This is a genomic window from Sphingomonas sp. DBB INV C78 (assembly GCF_042693015.1).
Taxonomy (GTDB): domain Bacteria; phylum Pseudomonadota; class Alphaproteobacteria; order Sphingomonadales; family Sphingomonadaceae; genus Sphingomonas_E.
Genome location: NZ_CP170544.1, coordinates 717564 through 738095, shown reverse-complemented (window position 1 = coordinate 738095; position 20532 = coordinate 717564). Strand labels below are relative to the sequence as shown.

The window sequence follows — 20532 nt, the reverse complement described above, 5'->3', positions numbered from 1 at the left end:
GGGGACGCACCAACCTGGAAGGCACAACATCCGCGAAGAACAGCGGATCGTCAAGTGGATAGAGATAGAGTAACGTCGACCAATGTCGCTGGATGCGTTACATTAGCAGCGTCAGTGTAAGGGGGGTGCCGGCGTGAAGGACGGTGACGCCTATTCATCGCTGGGGGCCGATGAAGCGGAACTCATCCGCCATCGACGCGCGGCGCTCGGGCTCGATACTGCCGATGCACCGCCGCTTTGCGGGCTCGCACTTTCGGGCGGCGGCATCCGCAGCGCCACCTTCGCGCTCGGGCTGATCCAGGGCATGGCGCGCACCGGCTGGCTGGCGCGCGTGGACATCCTCTCCACCGTCTCCGGCGGCGGCTATACCGGCGCTTTCCTGCGCAGCCTGTTCATCCCTCAGCGCCTGCGCTTCGCCCCGCCGAGCCAGGCACGGAACGTCGCGGATGGGCCCGATTTCCGCGAACGCCATGATTGGGCGATGCGCGTGCTGGCGGCCCCCGCGGGGCGCAAGCGCCTCTATGGCGATCTTGCCGATGCCGACGCGAACACCTTCCTCACCGCACGGACGAAGGGTGAAAGCCAAGACGAAAATGGCGTGGCCACCACCGCCAATCCCTTATGGTGGCTCAGGGAACATGGCCGCTATCTCACGCCCAATGGCGGCGGCGACTATATCTTCGCCTTCGGCTATCTCGTCCGCGCCTGGGTGGCGATGCAATATGTCGCGGTCGCACCGCTGCTGGCGATCTTCCTGTTTTTCAAACTGTTGAACGCCTTTGTTTATGTCGAGGTGCAAACGCATTTCACGCGGCTCGACATGGCGATCCGCGCTGTCGTCGCGCCGTTCGGGCAGATGTGGTTCAAGTTCAGCCCGCTGATGCTGCTTTCGCTGGCGACGATATTCTTCGTCCTCGCGCCCGTCTCCACCAGTTTCTGGATGACGGCCACCTCCACGCAATGGCAGCGCAGCCCCGTCAAGGCGCGGATAGCGGCAGCCATGCTGGTGCTGGCCGCATTGTTCGCGGCTTTGCTGCCCTTCGTGGAAACGCTCGACACAGCGATCGGCGATTATGCCTGGGCCGGCCCCTATTTCACCTTCGTCCAGGTCGTCGCCGTCATCATCCTGGTCTTCGCCTACAAACATGCCGGCCCGCCCAAGCAGGAAATCTTCAATTCCGAGGTTCGCCGCCTGCTGACCGAATGGCAGGCGATGGTATTGAAAATCATCTTCTTCCTTGTCGCCCTGGGCATCGTCGACAGCCTTGCGCTCAGCATCGTCCACGCCATGCGCGAAACCGCGGGCACCGGCGTCATCCGCATCGGCGGACTTGCGGCACTCGTGCCGATCATCGTCTGGATCGTCCACAAGCTGCAGGCCATCCTGCCGCGCTTCGTGAAGCTCCACCGCGAGGCATCAATGTTCTCTCGCGCGCTTCCCGGCCTGCTGCTCGCCTGCGGCGTCCTCGCTTACGGCATCATCGGCGTGCTGTGCGCGGCTGCCGCCTATCTGATCGTGTGGGACGGCGTGCCGTTCCGGCAGGACAGCCAGCCTTTGTTCGCATCCGCCACCGCCCTGTTCGTGATCGTCACCCTGCTCACCCTGGTCGTCGGCTTTTCGGTGCGCTTCCTCAACCTCTCGTCGCTCCACTACATCTATGCCGGGCGGCTGACGCGGGCCTATCTGGGCGCGACCAACGCGCGCCGCCTCGCCGAATTCGGCCAGACCAGTGACAAACGCTCGCCCGCCAATGTCCGCGAATATGACGAGGCGGACGCGGTGGCACTGTCCACCTACCACCACAAGGCGATCCTCGCGCCCGTCCACCTCATCAACACGACCGCGAACGAGACCCGCCAGGCCAATTCGCAGCTCGTCCAGCGCGACCGCAAGGGCAATAATCTCTGCGTCGGGCCGGGCGGGATCAGCCTGGGCGATGAACAGCGCAACCGCTCCGAACTGGCGGCACAACGGGCGGAAAATCTGTCGATCGGCAAATGGATCGCCATATCGGGCGCCGCGGCGTCGAGCGCGATGGGCCAGGCGACCTCGCTCGGCACCGCCATGCTCCTGACCTTCGCCAATGTCCGGCTGGGCTATTGGTGGTATGCGCCGGAACTCGCCGGCCGGCTGGATATCGATCAGGTCCATGGCAATATGGCGCGCCATCGCGCCGGCAAGCGGCGGCGGCGCGGCGAGGTGTGGCGGCTGCGCGACCTCTTCGAAACGCAAAGCTATCTGCTGAACGAGGCAGCTGCCGAATTTTCGCGGGTCAACCGCCGCCGGCTCAACCTTTCGGACGGCGGCCATTTCGAAAATTGCGGCGCCTATGAACTGGTGCGCCGGCGCCTGCCGATCATCATCCTCAGCGATGCGGCCGCCGACCCCAATTATGATTTCGAGGATTTCAGCAATCTCGCCCGCAAGGCACGCATCGATCTTGGCGCCGAGATACGCTGCCTCGATCGTACCGAGCTTGCCGGCCTGCCCGGCGGCATCGCCGATCTGTGCGGCCTACCGGAAGATTTCCGCAAGGATCAGGCCAGCGATCAGCGCTGCGCCCTGCTCTGCCGCATTACCTATGTCGATGGCTCGCCGCCCAGCCTGATGGTCGTCATCAAGCCACGCGTGCCGCATAACGCCCCGCCCGACATCGCCGCCTATCACCGCACCTGCTCGCGCTTCCCGCAGGAACCCACGGTCGACCAGTTCTTCGGCGAGGCGCAGTGGGAAAGCTATCGCATGCTGGGCGAGGTGATCTCGGAACGCATCTTCGGCCCAAGCGGCGTGGATCAGTTGATGGCGCTCGTCCGAAGCTGGCAGTCCCCGCCCGTCGCACCGTAAGTCGTTTCCGTCGCGCGGGCTTTCTGATGGGCCGGCGATGCCGTATATTCACCGGCATCGGTCGCCAATCGCCGCCAGATCAACAGGATCGGCGAACGGACAGCAAGTAACTCCTGAAACGGGGGGCGTCTGTCATGAAGACCGTAGCGAACATTGCCCGCATCAAGCGCACCCTTGCCGGAGGCGTCGCGATTGCCGCAGCGCTGCTGCTCTCGGCCTGCGCGAGCAATCCGATCACGGCGCCACCCGGCCTCAGCTGCGGGTCACTGCTGCCGCTGAAGGAACAGGTCACGCCGGCCAATGCCCAAGCCGCCGCCCTGCTCGACGATGTGATCGCGGCAAAGCGGGCGGCAGCGCCCGGCCAGCCCGTCACCATCTCGATCCTGGCGATGAGCGGCGGCGGCAAATATGGCGCCTTCGGTGCCGGCTTCCTCGCCGGCTGGTCGGATGCCGAGCGCCGCCAGCAGCTCGTCCCGATCCGCCGCGAGGAGATCGACATCGTCACCGGCATCAGCACCGGATCGCTGTTGGCGAGCTATGCGGCGGTCGGCAATCTTTCGCCCGCACAAGGCGGGTCGGACGAGATGCGCCGTCAGGCGGATGCCGATGCGAAGGCCGCCTATGAGGTTTCCGACCGCGATCTCTTCCGCAAGCAGGGCTTGATCGCCGCCGTCACCTCCAACGGCCTCGCCGATCCCACCGGGCTGCTCGACACCCGCATTTCGCAGATGGTCGAAAAATATAGCCCGCTCGTCGCCCGCCTGCCCGCCGATCACAAGGTCTTGGTCGGCGCCGCCAACCTCACCAACGGCAAATTCTACGTCGCCGACATGCGCGAAGTGGCCAACAAAGGCGCGGCCGCCAACGCCTGCTACAGCGAATGGCTGCTCGCCTCCTCGGCAGTGCCGGCACAATTCCCGCCGCGCTACATCGACGATCATGGTTATGTCGACGGCGGGGTCCGCTTCGGCACCTTCCTCGGCAACAATGTCCAGCGCGTCGTGCGCCGCACCCGCACGCCCGGCGACCCGATCGACACTGTCGACGTCAAGATCAACCTGATCGCCTTGTTCAACAATCCGCTCACCGCCAACAACCCGGCGAAGGACCCCGCAGCGGCGCTCGCGTGCGACCAGTCGACGCTGGAAACCGCGCATCAGCTCTGCCCCGACCGCAGCAATGATCTGCTAGATATCGTCACGCGCTCCGCCGGCGACATCATGACCCACCAGCTTTTCCTGGATTCGCTCTACCGCCTGCAACGTGAGTTGGAGGCCGCTGGCGTGCTCGGCATCAGCAAGTTCATCTACGCCGCGCCCGAACGCATCGCCGGCGAACAATGCCGGGCCGTTACCGGCGACACCTTCGACCGCGGCTATATGGATTGCCTCTACAAGCTCGGTTTCAAGACGGCCGGCGACGTCTCGCTCTGGCAGGATTTTGACGAGGTGCCCAAGAGCGCCCGTGCCCTGCCCCGGCGCGGCAACTGATCGAGGGAGAGGTCCGATGCCGACGCCCGAACCCTTCGCCGTCACCCGCACCGATCCCGCTTATGTCGTGGTCGAGATCTTCGCGGGCGACAACAACCTCGCCAATTTCGTCACCCGCGATCTCCAGGAAACCTTGCAGGGGCTGGGCGACGACGGCGCGATGCTGGCGCTGGTCGACCATGCCTCGCGGCCGACCGAGATATTGGAGATCAGCGGCAGTCACGCCCGCCAGCTCCTGCTACCGGGGGAGATCAACACCGGCGATGCCGCCACCCTCACCGATTTCCTCGCCCGCGCGCTCGTCACCTATCCAGCGTCGATCCCGCTTGCGATCGGCTTCTGGGATCATGGCAGCGGCGTCGTCGACGAACAGGACCCGGACGAGGCAATCGTCACCCTCGGCATAGGGACAGAACCGAGACCGCCCAAGGATCGCCGCCTGCGTCCCTCGGGCCGCCTCTTCGGCCCCGCGATCGAGGCCGATATCGGCGCGGAGGCGATGCTGCATGACGATACCGATCTCGGCGTCCTCACCACGCGGGAGGCGGGGTCGGTCGTCACCACCGCGCTGCGCCGGGCGGCACGCGGGCCGGTCGCCGCGATCTTCTCCGACACCTGCCTCAACGGCATGGTGGAGGTGCTGCACGAACTGGCGCCCGCGGCCGATTGCATAATCGGTTCCGAAGCGCTCGAACCCGGCGACGGCTGGGATTATACCCGCTTCCTGCGCCTGCTGCGGGCACCCTATGACGCCGCGGCCTGGGGCAAGGCGGCGGTCGATGCCTATGGCGAATGCTATCGCACCCGCACCGACGATCATCCCTGCACGATGGGCGCCTTCCGTTCGACCAACGCGATGGTTCCCGCTTTCAAGGCTTTGGTCGCCGCAGCCAGCGCCGCCGGCAAGCCCGCGTTCGACATTCTCAACCAGGCGCGCAGTGCCACCACCGCCTTCGACCGGCGCGACGTCTACGACCTGATCGAATTTGCCGGCCATGTCCGCGCCGCCGCAACCGGCCCGCTCGCCGATGCCGCGCAGCAACTGGAAAGCGCCGCCACGGCCGCCCGCATCGGCAATGTCGCGATGGGGCCCACCGTGACGCGGGCGCAGGGTCTGTCCTTCTGGTTCCCGCGGTCGACCTCCTCCTTCCAGGCCGATCGCACCACCTACGCACGGCTCGCCTTCGATCGCGATACCGGCTGGACGCAATTGTTGGATCAGCATCTGTAGGGAGCGGGATGGTTCCAATGTTGAATCCCCCTTTCCGTTCGTGTCGAGCGAAGTCGAGACACCCTTCGAGCGAAAGGCGAGAAGCCCTCGGCTGCGCTCGGGCGCTCCCTCGACTTCGCTCGGGACAAACGGGTCAAATTATCAAACTCTAGGAGAGCGATAATGGCACGTAAGCCCGGCCCGAAGGCATCGACACCAAAGCCGGCCAAGGCTGCGAAAGCCACCAAAGCCGTCAAGGCCGCCACACCGGCCTTCGTCTCGACCGCGCTCGAAACCGCTTCCACCGCGCCGCGCGCGATCGGCGGCAAGACGGCGCGGACCATCGTCTACATCCACGGCATCGCTAACAAGCCGCCCGCAGACGTGCTCAAATGCCAATGGGACAAGGCCCTGTTCGGCAACGAGCTCGGCGACCGCAGCCGCATGGCCTATTGGGTCAACCGCGAATATTATCCGGTCCCGCTCAAGGAAACCTGCGCCGACGCCGATCAAGTCCGCATGGACGATGACGAGGCATCGACCCGCGCGATCATGGCGCTCGCCAGCGGCGAGGAAGGCAGCGAGCCCCGCGCGATCCAGCACGAAATCGACGCGCTCAGCAAAAGTGACGATCAGCGCCGCATATTGGAATCGATCGCCGCCAAGATGGAGGCGAAGCAGGATCCGGCCGCCGCGGCCGTCCTCGCCGCCGATGTCCAGGTCAAGATACTCCCCGGCTTCCTCCGCAACATGCTGGTCGGTAAGCTGACCCGCGCGCTGCTGCGCGACGTCAATGATTTCCTGTTCGTGCCCGAACGGCGCGCCGCGATGGAAAATTCGCTGCTCGATCGCCTCAAGAGCGGCGGCGGCCCATTCGTCGTCGTCGCGCACAGCCAGGGCACGATGGTCGCCTATAATCTGCTCCGCCGGCTCGACCCGGCTGAATATGATATTCCCCTGTTCGTCACGATCGGATCGCCGCTCGGGCTGGCCGAGGTGCAGGACCAGCTTCGCAAATGGACCGGCCAGGCCAAGCCGCCATTCCCTCCCTGCGTGAAGCGCTGGGTGAATGTCGCCGAGCAGTTCGATCCCGTCGCCTTCGATTCCGACATTTCCGATGAATTTCAGGGGAAGATCGAGAATTATCGCGGCTTCCGTCTCAATCCCGATTGGCTCCGCCACCCCCATTCCGGCACCGGCTATCTCAGGACGAAGCAGGTGCGGCAGCCTATCTATGAAACGGTCGGCAACGCCTTCGGCCAGGCCATCGCGCCTTTCGTGCTCGCCAAGGATCTCGTCAGCGACATCGAGCGCGGCCAGGCGGAGGAACGCCACCCGGTGCTGATCCAGCTCGTCAACGAAGACAGCAGCGATGTCACCAATCTCGATGCCTCGGCCGAAGCGATCACCAACAAGCTCAACGATCTGATCCGCACCCAGGGCGGCGACCCGGCCATCGCGGAGATCGATCGCCTGCGTCGCTTCCTGTCCGCCAGGCTCACCCGCAGCGAGGCCGAGGTGCTGCGCACGCTCTACAAGGAGCTTTCGATCAAGACGATCTGGCGCAACGGCACCAAGCAGGCGCTGATCGTGGATTCGACAAACACGATCCAGGCTCGCCCCGCCAATCTCGGCTATGGCGCCGACGGGCATGAAATCGCCTGGGCCGTGCTCGATACCGGCATCCGCGGCGATCATCCGCACTTCATCGATCCTGCGACCAAGCGACCCATCATTGTCGAGCAATATGATTGCATGGAGGTCGGGCCACCGCGGCGGCTCGTGCCCGGCGATGCGGACTTCGCCACGCTCGACGGCCACGGCCACGGCACGCATGTCGCCGGCATCATCGGCGGCGCGGCCAAGGTGCTCTACAAGGGCGCGTCCACCGCCTTCCGCGGCATGGCGCCGGTCTGCCGGCTCTACGGTTTCAAGGTGCTGGGCGATGACGGGCGGGGCAGCGACGCCGCAATCATCAAGGCGCTCGATATGATCGCCCAGATCAACGAACGCGCCGGCCGCCTCGTCATCGCGGGCGTCAATCTCAGCCTTGGCGGCGCCTTCGATCCCGCCGTCTATGGCTGCGGCCACACCCCGCTCTGCCAGGAAATCAAGCGGCTGTGGCGCCAGGGCGTGCTCTCCATCCTCGCCGCCGGCAATGAAGGCTATGCCGTGCTCCGCAGCGATTCCGGCGCGATCCAGGCGAATATGGACCTGTCGATCGGCGACCCCGCCAATCTCGAGGAGGCGATCGCGGTCGGATCGGTCCACAAGACCAATCCGCACACCTACGGCATCTCCTATTTCTCCTCGCGCGGCCCGACCGCCGATGGCCGCGTCAAACCCGACGTGGTGGCGCCCGGCGAACGCATCATCTCCGCCCGCCACGACTGGACATCGGGCGGCGGCGACGTGCCGCCGCTGGAGGATCTCTATGTGGAAATGAGCGGCACCAGCATGGCCGCCCCCCATGTCTCGGGCCTGCTCGCATCCTTCCTGTCGCAGCGACGGGAATTCATCGGCGAGCCGGATCGGGTGAAGCGCATCCTGCTCAACGGCTGCGTCGACCTCGCCCGCGATCGCTACATGCAGGGCGCTGGCCTGCCCAACCTCATCAAGATGCTCGCTCTCGAATAAGCGATGTTACCTTCTCCCGCTTTCGCGGGAGAAGGAGGGACCCGCCGCGACAGCGGCGGGAGGATGAGGGTCTTCTGCCTTACTTCGCCTTCAGCTTGCTCAGCGCGGCGTTGACCGCCACCAGCTTCTCGGGCGTGATCTGGCCGCCGGACATCGGCGCCATGTCCTCAAGGCTCATGCTCTTGAACATCGCGAACATCTCATGAGCCGTCAGGCCCGGCAGTTCCTGGTCGATGACGGCCTTGGCGGCGGGATCGGCGACCAGCGTCTCGATCGGCGTCTTGGTGCTGTAGCCGCCAGCTATGGCAGCCGCAGCCGGCGCGTCGGCGGCCAGCGCGGGGCCGGCCTGCATCATCACCGGCAGAATGGCGAGCATGGCGATGCGATGAAACTTCATTCCTCTTCCCCTTTCGGCGCCATCCTCGCGGCGCGTTGTCGGCATCGGGGTTGAAGCCTGAAACCCGGCATCAGATCAAGCAAATTGAATCATCTTCAGCTTTCGCGCTGCAGCGATATCCACGTCGCCACACTCGCCGCGATCAGCCGCCCGTCAGCATCGTGCAGCGCCGTGCCCGCGTGATGCTTGCGGCCGTCACTCGCGATCGGCCAGCCGGTCACGATCACCGGCTCGCCAACGCGCACGCGGCCATGTTGCACCACCCCCATCCGGCCCAGCACCGCCGGCCCTGAACGCGCCTCCACTGCGAAGAATCCGGGACAATCGAGCGCCGCCCAGATGAATTCCGGGCGAACCAGCCCGGCCTCATCTCCCAAGCTCTCGTCGGGCCGCCAGACCGTCGCGACCTGGCTTCCGACATTGTCGATCGCGCCGGGAAATATCCGCAGGCCATCCCCCGCCTCTCGCTCAGGCCCGCACACGAAGCAGCCGGGGAAATGATGGTGGCGAAATCCGGTGAAGCGCGTCTCCGCGGCCACGGCCGTATCCATGTTCGGCGGGGTTGGAACCTCCACCTCGATCTCGGTCGGCGTAGCGGAGGCAACAAGCTCGTCCCCCGCCAGCAAAGCGACGCCGCTGTCGCCGCGCTCCAGCCGCATCACCGTGTCGAGCGGCGGCGGCTGCCGCAGCGTCACCACGCACCCCGATCCGCCCAGTGCGGCCGCAACACAACCTGCAACATAGCCGCCATTGCCGCTGCCGGGTGGACCGCGAAAGCGGCGATCGATGCGCACTTCGTCCCCGACCATCACCCTCTCCTCCGATCGCCCGAGCATCGCGTTACGCCGCCGCGACTTGCGGCGCACGGAAATATTCTTGCGCAGCCGCGTTCGTTAGTCAGGTTCAACAAGAAGGTGTGCCATGAAATTTCGGGTCGCGCTGACAGTCTCCGCCCTTTTCGCCTTTCAGCTCTCCGCCGCGCCCGTCGCCGCGCAAGCGCCAACGCCCGTCGATATCTCGGTGATGCACGCCCAGGTCATCCTCGATCGTCTCGGCTTCTCCCCTGGCGTCATCGACGGCAAGGAAGGCCAGTCGCTCACCCTCGCGCTCAAGGGCTTCCAGACGGCGCGCGGACTGAAGGTGACGGGCGATCTCGACCAGCCGACCTTGAAGGCGCTGAGTGCCTGGCGCTCGATCCGCCCCACCGTCATGCTGCGGCTCACCGCCGCCGATCTCGCCGGCCCGTTCTATGGCCGCCTGCCCAAGGATCTGGGCAAGCAGGCCGAATATCCCGCGCTCGGCTATGCGAATGCGATCGAGCAACTGGCCGAGAAGTTTCACACCACGCCCGCCACCATCGTCGCGCTCAACAAGCCCGGCACGCGGCTTCGCGCCGGATCGGCGCTGCGCCTGCCCAACGCGCTGCCCGCGTCGCGCGATTATCCCGCCGATCTGACGGCCGAATGGCGCAAGACATTGTCCGACCTCAACGTCGATGCCCGGCAACCGCAGGCCACCCGGATTGTCGTCGACAAGTCGGATGGTGTGCTGCGCGCTTTTGACAAGCAGGACAAACTGGTCGCGCAGTTTCCCGCCACGATGGGCAGCGAATATGATCCGCTCCCGATCGGGAACTGGAAGATACAAGGCGCGGCCTACAACCCGCCTTTCCATTACAATCCCGATCTGTTCTGGGATGCCTCATCGAAGGATGAGAAAGCGAAGCTGCCGCCCGGCCCCAACGGCCCCGTCGGCGTCGTCTGGCTCGACATCAACAAGCCCCATTACGGCATCCACGGCACCCCCAACCCCGAAAAGATCGGCCGCACCGAAAGCCATGGCTGCATCCGCCTGACCAATTGGGATGCCGCGCGGCTGGCCTTGATGGTCAAGCCCGGCACGCCTGCGAGGTTCCAGGATTGAACCGGCTCGGCTGGATCATCCTGGCGCTGTTCGCTTTGGTCGCGGTCGGGGTCGCCAGCCGCGTCCGCATCGTCGATCAGATGGCGCCGACATCGACCGATCCCGCCCAGCAGCAGGCGGCGCCCGCCGCGGCTAAGGCACCCGTGGGCGGCCTCCTCGTCCCCGTCGCCGGCGTGGCGCCCGCCCAGCTTGTCGACAGCTTCGGCGATGCCCGCGGCGGCGGCACGCGCGGCCATGGCGCGCTCGACATCCCCGCGCCGCGTGGCACCGCTGTGATCGCGGCCGCGCCCGGCACCATCGAGAAGATCTTCGAAAGCGAGGCCGGCGGCCATACCGTCTATGTCCGCGTCGATGGCGGCGGCTGGGTGCATTATTACGCCCATCTCGACAGCTACGCGCCCACGTTGCGCGAAGGCCAGCATGTCGCCCGCGGTGATACCCTCGGCACCGTCGGCTCGACGGGCAATGCCGATCCCTCCGCACCCCACCTTCACTTCGAGATCAAGCGCATGGCGCCCGGCGAGAAATGGTATCAGGGCACCGGAATAAACCCTTGGCCGCTGCTGACCACCCCAGCCCGCTGATCGGGTTATTCAGGCGGGTCTAATTCTATGGCAATCAGGCCAAGGGGCTTCAATTGTAAGTTTTTATGACAGAAATGCCCGTGGCAAATGCGATGCGGCTTCGCGTCGATCGCGCTTGGCTTCGGGAGATTCAACGTGTCCATCCTTATCCAGCGCAAGGCGTTCACGCGCCTCAGCCTGCTCGCCGCCACCGCATTGACCAGCGGTATCGCCCACGCCCAGGCAGCCGACCCTGTCGCCGAGCTTAGTCAGCAGGTCGAAGCACTCCGGGCCGACCAGCAGCAATCCGCCAAGCGCATCGCCGATCTCGAAGCCGCGCTGGCCCGTGCCAATGCGCAACCTGTCCCGTCCACGGCGGTCGCCGCCGCGCCCCCGGCCGCGCCCGCGCCCAGCTTCGCCAGCGCACCCTCCCGCCTTCAGATCAACGGCGACGTGCGCGTCCGCTACGAAAGCAATTTCGGCGACAAGGATGCGCGCGATCGCGATCGCGGCGTGCTGCGCGCACGGCTCCGCGCCAATTATGCGATCAACAACTGGCTCACGGTCGGCGGCCAGCTTTCGACCGGTGATCCCGATGATCCCAACAGCGCGGACATCACGCTCGGCAATTTCGACGATGATCTCCAGATCAGCCTCGATCAGGCGTGGATGCGCGCCACCTTCGGCAATCTGCAGATCCATGCCGGCAAGATGCCCCAGCCCTTCGCCCGCACCGAACTGGTGTGGGACGGCGACGTCAGCCCGCAGGGTCTGAGCGCTAGTTATCGCGTGCCGCTGGATGGCGGCGCGCTGGTCAAGGCCACCGGACTCTATTTCCTCGTCGATGAATCGGTCGCCGGCCCGAACAGCGACATGATCGGCGGCCAGCTCTCGATCGAAACCGATCCGCACGCACCGCTGCGCGCCGAACTTGCGGTCGGTTATTATGATTATTCGCTGCGCAGCATGGCCGGCGGCGACGTCGGCGATTTCCGCAGCAATGTCATCGTCAACGGCCGCTATCTTTCCGATTTCGATCTGTTCGATGTCATCGGCGCCGTCACCTGGAATGGCCTGGGCGAACGCTGGCCGATCCGGCTCACCGGCGATTATGTGAAGAATTTCGGCGCCGCGCCCGGCATAGGCGATCAGGGCTTCGGCGTGGACCTCCTCGCGGGCCGCATCGTCAAACCCGGCGACTGGCGGATCGGCTATGGCTATGCCGAAGCGGGCACCGATGCCGTGCTCGCCGCCTTCAGCCAGGACAACACCAATATCGGCACCAATTACCTGCAGCATACGCTCAGCGTCGACTATGTGCTGGTGCCCAACCTCATCCTCAACGCGACCTATTATCACTATCGCCCCAAGGACGCGTCACAGGCCGGGCTCAACGATCCCCGCGACTGGCTCGATCGGTTGCGCCTGAACCTCCTCGCCAACTTCTGATCCGCCCTGACGGAACAGCCTCTGGCCCGGACGCGTCAGCAGCGCGCGGGCCGCAGGCCTATAGTTTCCGCATGGGATGTATGTGGAATGGGTTGGCGCGGACGACGCGATCGACGTGGCGCGGGCTGGCCGCAGCCTCGCTCGGCGCGCTGAGTATGGAGGCAATGGCGGCCGCGGAAACGGCCGAGCCTCCCGTCCGCCTCGGCGGCTCCTATGTCGCTGACGCGCTTTCCAACACCAGCGGCGGCATCGAACGCGGCACCGCATATATGGGCAAGCTGGAACTGACGGTCGAAGCGGACGGAGCGGTTATCGGCCTCGACGGCGCACAATTCTATGCGTCGGCCGAACAGGTCCATGGCCGCCAGCTTTCGGCCGAACTGGTGGGTGATGGCCAGACGGTCAGCAATATCGAAGCCGTGCCCGCGCTCCGCCTGTTCGAAGCCTGGGTCGATGCCCCGCTGGGCGATCATGCCTCCGCCAAGCTCGGCATGATTGATCTCAACTCCGAATTCGATGTCCAGAATGTCGGCGGCATCTTCCTCAACTCGTCGCACGGTATCGGCCCCGAATATGCGCAATCGGGGCTGAACGGCCCGTCCATCTTCCCCACCACCGCGCTCGGCCTCGTCACCCGCGTCGGCGCCGGGGAATGGAGCGCGCGCTTCGCCGTCTTCGATGCCGAGGCCGGCGATCCCGATCATCCCAAGCGCACCGTGATCCGCTTCCCGCCAAAGCATGGCGTGCTGCTCGCCGCCGAAGTGGAACGGGCTCTCGGCGAGGCGTCCGCCGTCAAGATCGGCGGCTGGGCCTATAGCTCGCATTTCGACGCCATCGACGAGGTCGACGCCGCCGGCGATCCTGTCCGCAAGCGCGGCAGCCGTGGCCTCTATGCCACGATCGAGGGACGGCTGGCTGGCTCCGCCGAACGCGGCGCGTTCGATGGCTGGCTGCGCGTCGGCATTGCCGAGGACGAAGTAAACCCGATCGGCAGCTATTTCGGCGGCGGCGTCAATTACGGCACCGATGCCTCGCGCTTCGGCTTTGCGATCTCGCACGCGCGCCTGGGCGATCCGGCGATCCGCGCTGGGATCGACGCGGGCGATGATCCGAAGCGCGCGGAAACCGCGCTGGAACTCACCTGGGCGCGTCGCGTCGCCCCGTGGCTGACGCTGCAACCCGATCTGCAATATGTCATCAATCCGGGGTGGCGCGCCGATCTCGGCGATGCGTTCGTCGCCGGCGTGCGTTTCATATTCGAACTGCCGTAAGGGGGCTGGCGACTTGAAGATCAAGGCCACATTGATCCGCTGGCACCGCTGGGCCGGCCTCGCCGCCGCCTTGTTCTGGTTCATCCAGGCGCTCACCGGCACGCTCATCGTCTTCCATTGGGAGATCGAGGACGCGATGATCGCCGGCGCGCATCACCCGACCGATCTCGCCGCGATCGAACGGAGCGTGGATCAGCTCGCCCCGCCCGGCTCCGGCGCGTCGGTGGGCTCGATCTGGACGACGGCTGGCGCTGCCGATCGCTATGATGTCAGCGTCGAAGGGGACGCCCCCGGCGTTTCGCGCAGCGTCCGCATCGACGGCGCCGGCAATGTGCTGCGCGACGGCGATCAGCCGGGCAAGGGCGGCTGGGTCGAAACCCTCGTCCTTATTCACCACAATCTCCTCGCCGACGATGCCGGAAGCTGGATTGTCGGCGTCAGCGGCATTCTTCTCTTCACCAACATCCTGTCGGGACTCGTGATCGCCTGGCCGAAGCGCGGGATGTGGCGCCGTTCGCTGGCGCCGCCCGCCGCCGGCCCGCCCGCCGCACGCCATTATGGCTGGCACCGCGCGCTCGGCCTCTGGGTCGGCATTCCTGCTCTGGTGATGGCCGGCGCAGGCGTGCTGCTGACGTTCGAGAGCACGGTCGAAGGCGTGGTCCAGCCGGCGGAGGTGTCCGCACCCGCCGACGCCCCCGTTGGCCCCGCGACCATCGGCCTCGCCCGCGCGACCCAGACCGCGCTCGATGCCTATCCCGGCGCGAAGCTCGCCGCGATCTATCCGCCCGCCGCCGACAGCCCTGTTTGGCGTATCCGCGTCACCCAGCCGGACGAGGTTCGCCGCGCATATGGCGCCACCAATATCTATGTCAGCGCGGTCGACGGCCGCATTCTCGCCCGCTTCGACGCGCGCAAGGCGTCGCCCGGCCGCGCCTTCATGGACGGGCTTTTCCCCTTCCACACCGGGGAATTGGGCGGTCTCGCCGGCCGCATCGCCGTCGCCGCGATCGGCGTCTGGCTGGTCACCATGATAATTGTCGGCCTCGCGCTCTGGTTGGCGCGCCGCCCCCGCAGGAGGAAGGCATGAGCCTGTTTGTCCCTTACGATCCCGCCGACGTGCCGGCGCTGATCGCCGCCCACCCGCTCGCCTGGGTCGTCTCCAACGGCGCCGCCGGCTTCGCCGCGACCCCGCTGCCGCTACTCGCCGAACTTGACGAGGACGGCCGTATCGCCGCCCTTTTCGGGCATTGCGGCCGCGCCAACCCGCAGGTCGCAGCATTGATGGCCGATCCGCGCGCCACCATCCTGTTTCAGGGGCCGCAAGGCTATATTTCGCCGCGGCTCGTCTCCAACCCCACCTGGGGCCCGACCTGGAACTATGCGGCGGTCCGCTTCGACGTCGAGATCGCCTTCGTGCCCGATGAAACGCGCGATGCCGTGATCCGCCTCGGTGCCGCGCTGGAGGGCACCGCGCCGGATGCCTGGTCGATCGAGCGGATGGGCGATCGTGTGGAAGGCATGCTCACCCACATCATCGCCTTCCGCGCCCGCGTGCTATCGCAGGATGCCCGCTTCAAGCTCGGCCAGGATGAGGCGCCGGGCACCTTCGACGAGATCATCTCGGGTCTCGACGATCAGGCGCTCGCCACCGCGATGACGCGCGCGACGCGCGGCTAACCGGCCCGTGGCGGACAAGGCTCGGCCCGATCGCGCAAGCGGGCCACCTGCACCAGAGCTAGGCTCGCCGGCGAATATGGGGAATTGTTCATGGCCCGCACGCCCAATCGCTTCCTGATCCGCAAGCCGCTCGCCGACGTGCGCGACGATGCCGCGCACCACGGCCTGCACCGCGCGCTCGGGCCGATCCATCTGGTGCTGATCGGCATCGGCTGCATCATCGGCGCGGGCGTCTATGTGATGACGGGCACGGCCGCCGCCAATTATGCCGGCCCCGCCGTGATGATCTCCTTCGTGATCGCCGGCCTCGCCTGCGCCTTCACCGGCCTCTGCTATGCGGAACTGTCGTCGACGCTGCCGGTGTCCGGCGCATCCTACAGCTATGCCTATGCCGCGCTGGGCGAGGCTTTCGCCTGGTTCCTCGGCTGGATGCTGATGCTGGAACTGGGGCTCGCCGGTTCCGCGCTGGCGGTCGGCGTGTCGGGCTATCTCACCAGCCTGCTCGGCGATTTCGGGCTCCACATCCCCGCCATGATCGCGACCCCCTTCATCCGCCCGGAGGCCAGTGAAAGCGGGCTGCATTTCGTCACCGGCGGCGGCGTCAACCTCGTCGCGACGGCGGCGCTGGCTTTCTTTGCCTTCATCCTCGTCCGCGGCGTGTCGCAGTCCGCCACAATCAACGCGATCATGGTGACGGTGAAGGTCGGCGTGCTGATCGCCTTCATCATCTTCGGCGTGCCCCATATCGACCCCGCCAACTGGCACCCCTTCATCCCTGAAAACCAGGGTGGCTTCACCTATGGCTGGCAGGGCGTGCTGCGCGGCGCCTCGATCCTGTTCTTCGCCTATCTGGGGTTCGAGGCCGTGGCGACCGCGGCGCTCGAAGCGAAGAAGCCCCAGCGCGACATCCCCATCGGCATCCTCGGCGCGCTCGCGATCGCCACGATCATCTACATGGCCGTCGCCGCGGTGCTTACGGGCCTCGTCTCCTATCGCCTGCTAAACGTGCCCGATCCCGTCGCCGTCGCGGTGGAGGCGATCGGGATGCCGGTGTTGAGCGTCATCATCAAGGTCGGCGCGCTCACCGGCCTCTGCTCGGTGCTGATGGTCAACACCTATGCCCATTCGCGCGTCTGCTACGCGATGTCGCACGATGGCCTGCTGCCCCCCTTGTTCAGCCGCATCCACAGCCGCTTCCGCACGCCCCACCAGGGCACCTGGTTTGTGGCTCTGGTCGCCGGCGTCGCCGCCGCCTTCCTCCCGATCTCGATGCTGGGCGATCTCGTCAGCCTCGGCACCGGCTTCGTGTTCATGACGGTGGCGATCAGCGTGATGTGGCTGCGCACCACCCAGCCCGAACTGCCGCGCCCCTTCCGCGTACCCTTCGGCGGCGTGCGGCTTGGCGGCATGTGGATCGGCGTCGTCCCCGCCCTCGCCCTTTTCTTCTGCGTCCTGATGATCGGCCCCGTCGTGCTCGACATCATTCACAAGGCGCTCGTCGGCGAGTGGATTCCCGCCGCGATTTTGGGAGTTTATCTGTGCTTCGGCCTTGCCTTCTATCTTCTCTACGGTGTTCGCAACTCGCGGCTCGCCCGCTCGCTGGCCGGGGCCTGATCCTGTGACGGAAAGCCCCGCAATCGCCGACGATCTCGATCCCGATATCCGCCGCTTCCAGCGCGAGATGGCGGCCTCCTACGGCCGCTACCCGGATTTCGAGCAATTGAGCCTGCCCGAACGCCGCCGCATCGCCGAAGAAGTGCGCGCGCCGTGGACGTCGGGCGGCCCCGTCATGCACCGCACCGAGGAACGCCTGGTCGGCCCGCTCGGCGTCCGCATCCGCATCCATCGGCCGGACGACAAGCCCGCGGCGCCCGTCCTCATCTACGTCCATGGCGGCGGCTGGACGATGTTCAGCCTCGACACCCATGATCGGCTGATGCGCGAATATGCAGCGCGCGCCGGCGTGGTCGTGGTTGGCGTCGATTACAGCCTCTCGCCCGAGGCCAAGTTTCCCGTCGCGCTCGACCAGATCGACTCCGTCATCGGCTGGCTGCGCTCCGAAGGCACGGCCCACGGCATCGACCCCGCCCGCATTGCCATCGGCGGCGACTCGGTCGGCGGCAACATGACGGTCGCCGCCAATCTCCGCCTGCTGGCCGCGGGCAAGCCGCCGCTTGCCGCGATGCTGATCAACTATGGCGCGTTCGACAGCCGCCCGGCGCATCCCAGCTACCAGCGCTACGACGGCCCGGAATATAATCTCACGATCGCCGAAATGGCCGTGTTCTGGGATAATTACGCCCGCACCCCGGCGGACCTCGACAATCCCTTCGCCTCGCCGATCCGCGCCGATCTCGCCGGCCTGCCGCCCGCTTTCTTCGCCATCGCCGAATGCGACGTGCTGGCTGACGAGAATCGGGTACTGGCGGGACGGATGATCAAGGCCGGGGTGTCCGTCGATCTGAACGTCTACATGGGCGCCACACACAGTTTCGTCGAAGCTGTGTCCATTTCGCCACTGGCAGATCGTGCTTTGTCAGAGGCTTCCGCCTGGCTTGCGGCAAGGCTCAAAAGCCCCGCTTGAACGTCAGGATTTTCTCGCTATCGCGATTGAGTCGCAAATTGGCCCGATCGCGATAGGAATAGACCTGAGCCGAAACGCGGTCGGCAGACACACTCGGTAATCTCCCAGACATAATCGGGAGAGGTTCGGCAATAGAATGTCGCAAAGGGGGATTGTAATGGCTGTTTATGACACGACGCTGAAAGCGCTGCTGCTGACAGGCGCCGCATTTGCCGGTTTCGCCGCAGCTCCGGCCCTGGCCCAGGAAGCCGCCGCAACGGATGCGGGCGGCCAGACGCTCGAAACCACCCGCACCACGGTCGACGGGCAGGACGTGATCGTCGTCACTGCGCGCAACTACGTGCCGGAAGGCAGCGTGACCGCCAGCAAGACGAACATCCCGCTCATTGAATCCCCGCAATCCATCTCGGTCGTCACCCGCGACCAGATCGACCTGCTGAACTTCGTCGATGCGCAGCAGGCCGTCCGTTACACTGCCGGCGTGTTCGGCGAGAATTACGGGCCGGATCTCCGCTTCGACTTCTTCACCGTCCGCGGCTTCACGCCGAAGCAATATATCGACGGCCTCGCCGCGCCGATCACCACGACGATCTTCTCGGTCGGCGTCGATCTCTACGCCTTCCAGTCGCTGGACGTGCTCAAGGGCCCGGCCTCGGTGCTCTATGGCAGCGCCCCTCCCGGCGGCATCTATAACCAGACCAGCCGTCGTGCGTCCGACGAATTCGGCGGTGAGATCAGCGCCAAATATGGCAATGACGATTACAAGCAGATCGCGGGCACCGTTACCGGTCCGGTCGCCGATGGCGTCTCGGTGGCGATGACCGGCCTCTACCGCGATCGCGATTCCGAGATCGACTTCACCAAGGCGAAGCGCGTGATGCTATCGCCGACCGCGACGTTCCAGCTCGGTGACAACACCAAGCTCACCGGCCTGTTTTACTACCAGTATGACAAGGTTCAGGGCGGCTCGGGTGGCTTCCTGCCGGTCAATGGCACGCTGCTGGACAATCCGAACGGCAAGATTTCCCGTCACACCAATTCGGCCAATCCGGATGACGTCTATGTCCGTCACCAGACCGGCATCGGCTGGGATTTCGAGCATCGTTTCTCCGACGCGATCACCTTCCGCTCGAACACCAAGTGGAGCGATTACAAGGAAGAGACGCCCACCGGCGTCTACAACAGCGGCAACTTCGTCAACACGACCGATCCGTCGCTGCCGAACTATTTCCGCGAAATCCTCCAGTCGAACTTCACCTACAAGGAAGAGGTGGAGAGCTTCGCCACCGACAACCGGTTCGACGTCAATCTCGAAACCGGATCGGTCAACCACAAGATCCTGGCCGGCGTCGATTATCGCAGCGTCCGCAACGATGCCGATTTCGGCTTCGATTTCGGCTCGCACTCCATCGACATCTACGATCCTGTCTATGCTCGCGCCGATGCGACGCTCGGCTATCCGTTCGCCTATAATCATCAGCGCCTGAAGCAGACCGGCGTCTATGGTCAGGACCAGCTCCAGTTCGGTGATTTCTTCCTCACCCTGGGCGGTCGTTATGACTGGGTGAAGATCAAGAACTTCATCAGTGATGACACCGTCAAGCAGGACAAATTCACTTGGCGCGTGGGCGCGAACTACGTCACCGAAAGCGGCTTCGCGCCTTATGTGAGCTACGCGACCTCGTTCGAGCCCGTGCTCGGCACCGACGATCAGGGCAATACCTATGATCCGTCGACGGCAACCCAGATCGAAGGCGGTATCAAATATGATGCCCGCGGCCTCGGCGATGACGTCAAGCTGTTCGTCACGGCAGCGGCGTTCCAGATCAAGCAGAAGAATCTGGTGACGTCGCAGGTCGGATCGACCGGCGCGCCGATCGGCAGCACCCAGTCCGGCGAAGTCGAAGTCTGGGGCGGTGAACTCGAGCTGGTTGCTCGTATCCGCGAGCAGATCTCGATCAACGGCTCCTACAGCTACAACAACAGCGAAGTGAAGAAGTCGGATGTCGTCGCTGAAATCGGCCGGCCGCTGCCGGTAACGCCGAAGCACAAGCTGTCGCTGTTTGCCGACTACACGATCCAGCAGGGTTCGCTGGGCGGCCTCGGCTTCGGCTTCGGTGGCCGTTACACCAGCAAGAGTGCGGGCAGCCTGCCCGGTCCTTTCAACCCGGTCGTGTATAATGGCGAAAGCGCGACGTTGTTCGACGCGATCATTCACTACGACACGCCGGATTGGCGCTTCGCGATCAACGGCTCGAACATCTTCGACAAGGGCTATGTTGCGCGCTGCGCAGGCGTGAACAACTGCGTCTATGGCGCCGGCCGCCAGGTCATCGGCACCGTCACATACAAGTTCTGATCGGGCTTCGGGGCGGTACTCAGCCACCGCCCCACCCTCGCTTGGAAAAGCAAACGTCGCCCCAGCGCAGGCTGGGGGCCATGGCTCCCTCCATTTTCGACGGCATCTCGAGTGGAAACAGCCATGG

General features: G+C 65.4%; 15 protein-coding genes. 13 read left to right on the top strand and 2 right to left on the bottom strand.

All coding sequences use genetic code 11. The features are described from left to right. Positions 1 to 133: 133 nt before the first annotated feature. The 4 genes from ACFB49_RS03725 to ACFB49_RS03710 all read left to right on the top strand — a co-directional run bounded on the left by ACFB49_RS03725 (position 134) and on the right by ACFB49_RS03710 (position 8182). Positions 134 to 2845 (top strand): hypothetical protein, encoded by a 2712-nt coding sequence (locus ACFB49_RS03725; RefSeq protein ID WP_380876122.1) that lies wholly within the window; start codon positions 134 to 136, stop codon positions 2843 to 2845. 134 nt (positions 2846 to 2979) lie between these two features. Beyond that, entirely contained in the window at positions 2980 to 4335 is a 1356-nt protein-coding gene (locus ACFB49_RS03720; protein WP_380876119.1) for a patatin-like phospholipase family protein, read from the top strand. A gap of 16 nt (positions 4336 to 4351) precedes the next feature. Next, positions 4352 to 5566: a clostripain-related cysteine peptidase gene (locus ACFB49_RS03715; protein WP_380876117.1), complete on the top strand. Its 1215-nt coding sequence runs from the start codon at positions 4352 to 4354 to the stop codon at positions 5564 to 5566. Between the two features lie 162 nt (positions 5567 to 5728). Then, a complete protein-coding gene (locus ACFB49_RS03710) occupies positions 5729 to 8182 on the top strand; it encodes a S8 family serine peptidase (protein ID WP_380876114.1) in 2454 nt (817 codons plus the stop codon). Between the two features lie 79 nt (positions 8183 to 8261). On the opposite strand, the gene ACFB49_RS03705 is transcribed toward ACFB49_RS03710, so the two are convergent. Further along, complete coding sequence (locus tag ACFB49_RS03705; RefSeq protein ID WP_380876111.1) at positions 8262 to 8579, bottom strand: hypothetical protein; 318 nt, start codon at positions 8577 to 8579, stop codon at positions 8262 to 8264. Between the two features lie 95 nt (positions 8580 to 8674). Next, positions 8675 to 9388, bottom strand: coding sequence for a hypothetical protein (locus ACFB49_RS03700; RefSeq protein WP_380876108.1), 714 nt, complete (start codon positions 9386 to 9388; stop codon positions 8675 to 8677). 112 nt (positions 9389 to 9500) lie between these two features. Between ACFB49_RS03700 and ACFB49_RS03695 the strand changes: the two genes are divergently transcribed. From ACFB49_RS03695 to ACFB49_RS03655, 9 genes are all read left to right on the top strand, one after another. Continuing rightward, positions 9501 to 10502, top strand: a complete 1002-nt coding sequence (locus ACFB49_RS03695) for a L,D-transpeptidase (RefSeq protein WP_380876105.1) — start codon at positions 9501 to 9503, stop codon at positions 10500 to 10502. Further along, positions 10499 to 11086, top strand: coding sequence for a M23 family metallopeptidase (locus ACFB49_RS03690; RefSeq protein WP_380876103.1), 588 nt, complete (start codon positions 10499 to 10501; stop codon positions 11084 to 11086). Before ACFB49_RS03695 ends, ACFB49_RS03690 begins: the two co-directional genes overlap by 4 nt. Before the next feature lie 135 nt (positions 11087 to 11221). Next, positions 11222 to 12514: a putative porin gene (locus ACFB49_RS03685; RefSeq protein ID WP_380876101.1), complete on the top strand. Its 1293-nt coding sequence runs from the start codon at positions 11222 to 11224 to the stop codon at positions 12512 to 12514. 80 nt (positions 12515 to 12594) lie between these two features. Continuing rightward, positions 12595 to 13785: a carbohydrate porin gene (locus ACFB49_RS03680; RefSeq protein WP_380876099.1), complete on the top strand. Its 1191-nt coding sequence runs from the start codon at positions 12595 to 12597 to the stop codon at positions 13783 to 13785. Between the two features lie 13 nt (positions 13786 to 13798). Continuing rightward, positions 13799 to 14872, top strand: a complete 1074-nt coding sequence (locus ACFB49_RS03675; RefSeq protein WP_380876096.1) for a PepSY-associated TM helix domain-containing protein — start codon at positions 13799 to 13801, stop codon at positions 14870 to 14872. Further along, entirely contained in the window at positions 14869 to 15462 is a 594-nt protein-coding gene (locus ACFB49_RS03670) for an FMN-binding negative transcriptional regulator (RefSeq protein ID WP_380876093.1), read from the top strand. Before ACFB49_RS03675 ends, ACFB49_RS03670 begins: the two co-directional genes overlap by 4 nt. Before the next feature lie 90 nt (positions 15463 to 15552). Beyond that, complete coding sequence (locus ACFB49_RS03665) at positions 15553 to 17076, top strand: APC family permease (RefSeq protein ID WP_380876090.1); 1524 nt, start codon at positions 15553 to 15555, stop codon at positions 17074 to 17076. Between the two features lie 4 nt (positions 17077 to 17080). After that, complete coding sequence (locus ACFB49_RS03660) at positions 17081 to 18046, top strand: alpha/beta hydrolase (RefSeq protein ID WP_380876088.1); 966 nt, start codon at positions 17081 to 17083, stop codon at positions 18044 to 18046. A 157-nt stretch (positions 18047 to 18203) separates the two neighbouring features. After that, the gene (locus ACFB49_RS03655; RefSeq protein WP_380876085.1) at positions 18204 to 20405 is read left to right on the top strand and encodes a TonB-dependent siderophore receptor; all 2202 of its coding nucleotides are present in this window, start codon (positions 18204 to 18206) and stop codon (positions 20403 to 20405) included. Positions 20406 to 20532 lie beyond the last annotated feature (127 nt).

Bases quoted from the DNA above. Each gene is read 5' to 3' on its own strand.
- ACFB49_RS03700 (WP_380876108.1), bottom strand. From the start codon at position 9,388: ATGGTCGGGGACGAAGTGCGCATCGATCGCCGCTTTCGCGGTCCACCC.
- ACFB49_RS03665 (WP_380876090.1), top strand. From the start codon at position 15,553: ATGGCCCGCACGCCCAATCGCTTCCTGATCCGCAAGCCGCTCGCCGAC.
- ACFB49_RS03720 (WP_380876119.1), top strand. From the start codon at position 2,980: ATGAAGACCGTAGCGAACATTGCCCGCATCAAGCGCACCCTTGCCGGA.
- ACFB49_RS03715 (WP_380876117.1), top strand. From the start codon at position 4,352: ATGCCGACGCCCGAACCCTTCGCCGTCACCCGCACCGATCCCGCTTAT.
- ACFB49_RS03680 (WP_380876099.1), top strand. From the start codon at position 12,595: ATGTGGAATGGGTTGGCGCGGACGACGCGATCGACGTGGCGCGGGCTG.
- ACFB49_RS03670 (WP_380876093.1), top strand. From the start codon at position 14,869: ATGAGCCTGTTTGTCCCTTACGATCCCGCCGACGTGCCGGCGCTGATC.
- ACFB49_RS03655 (WP_380876085.1), top strand. From the start codon at position 18,204: ATGGCTGTTTATGACACGACGCTGAAAGCGCTGCTGCTGACAGGCGCC.
- ACFB49_RS03695 (WP_380876105.1), top strand. From the start codon at position 9,501: ATGAAATTTCGGGTCGCGCTGACAGTCTCCGCCCTTTTCGCCTTTCAG.
- ACFB49_RS03710 (WP_380876114.1), top strand. From the start codon at position 5,729: ATGGCACGTAAGCCCGGCCCGAAGGCATCGACACCAAAGCCGGCCAAG.
- ACFB49_RS03705 (WP_380876111.1), bottom strand. From the start codon at position 8,579: ATGAAGTTTCATCGCATCGCCATGCTCGCCATTCTGCCGGTGATGATG.